Source organism: Streptomyces sp. WAC06614 (assembly GCF_003949795.1).
Taxonomy (GTDB): Bacteria; Actinomycetota; Actinomycetes; order Streptomycetales; family Streptomycetaceae; genus Streptomyces.
In genome coordinates this window covers 1-1,387 of sequence record NZ_RPRY01000666.1, presented here as the reverse complement: position 1 = coordinate 1,387, position 1,387 = coordinate 1, and the positions used below count along the sequence as shown (strand labels likewise).

The following is a 1,387-nucleotide window of genomic DNA, read 5'->3' as shown; positions in this document are numbered from 1 at the left end:
CCCCCAGACTCACCCCGGTCACGGCGAGCGAGAAGTACACCACGCTGAGCGGCAGCCCGAGCAACACGAACCCGAACTCCCGCCAGGCCCGCCCGGCGGGGGTTCCCGGAGCGGGTGGGCGTCGTGGAGCCCGGTGGCCGGGCGGGCCTGGCGGGAGTTCGGGTTCGTGTTGCTCGGGCTGCCGCTCAGCGTGGTGTACTTCTCGCTCGCCGTGACCGGGGTGAGTCTGGGGGCCGGGCTCCTGGTGACCTTCCTCGGTGTGCCCCTGCTGGCGGGCGTGCTGGCCATGGCCCGGGGGTTCGGGCAGCTGGAGCGGACGCGGGCGCGCGTCCTGCTCGGCATGGACATCGCCGACCCGGCCCCGGTACGGGCCGCCAAGGGCGGCGCCCTGGGCTGGATCGGCGCCGTGCTCAAGAGCGGGAGCGCCTGGCGGCACCTGCTCTACTCCCTGCTGCACTTCCCGTGGGCCGTGTTCGCCTTCTGCTGCGCCCTCACCCTCTGGACCGTGAGCTGGAGCCTGCTGCTCTACCCGCTCTGGTTCTGGGTCTTCCCCGCCTACACCGACCAGCCCGGCCTCCAGCTCTTCCAGAACGGTGACCACACCTTCTACCTGGACTCCCCCGTCCGCGTGGCCGGATCGTTCCTGCTCGGACTGCTGCTCACCCTCACCACCACCTGGGTGGTCCGCGCCCTCGTCACCGTCGACCAGGTGCTGATCCGGGGCCTGCTCGGCCCGTCCCGGCTGGACTCGCGGGTCACCGAGCTGGAGACGGACCGAGGCGTCGTCGTGGACACCGCCGCCGCCGACCTGCGCCGCATCGAGCGGGACCTGCACGACGGGGCGCAGGCCCGGCTGGCCGCACTGGCCATGGACCTGGGGCTGGCCAAGGAGAAGCTCGCCGAGGACCCGCAGGCCGCGGCGCGGATGGTGGACGAGGCCCACGGGGAGGTGAAGACCGCGCTCAAGGAGCTGCGGGACCTGGCCCGCGGGATCCACCCCGCCGTCCTGACCGACCGGGGGCTCGACGCCGCGCTGTCGTCCGTCGCCTCGCGGTGCGCCGTGCCGGTACGGGTACGGGTGGACCTGCCGGCGCGGCCGGCCGCGGCGATCGAGGGGATCGCGTACGTCGCCGTGTCGGAGCTGCTCCGGAACGTCAGCAAGCACGCCGGGGCGCGCAGCGCCACCGTCGACGTGTGGCGCAGCGGGAACCGGCTGCTGCTCCAGGTCGCGGACGACGGCCACGGCGGGGCGCGGATCACCGAGGGCGGGGGCCTGGCCGGGCTGCGCGACCGTGTCGAGGCGGTGGACGGCGTCCTCGTCATCGCCGGCCGTCCGCACGACGGCCCCGGCACCACCGCCCCCGGCACCACCGTCACCGCCGACACC

1 protein-coding gene is annotated in these 1,387 nt (G+C 74.5%); it reads left to right on the top strand.

Annotated elements, in window-relative coordinates; all coding sequences use genetic code 11:
- Positions 1-133 precede the first annotated feature (133 nt).
- Positions 134-1,387 (top strand): sensor histidine kinase (locus EF918_RS35755; protein ID WP_148141358.1); only part of this gene is annotated, 1,254 nt, incomplete at its 3' end.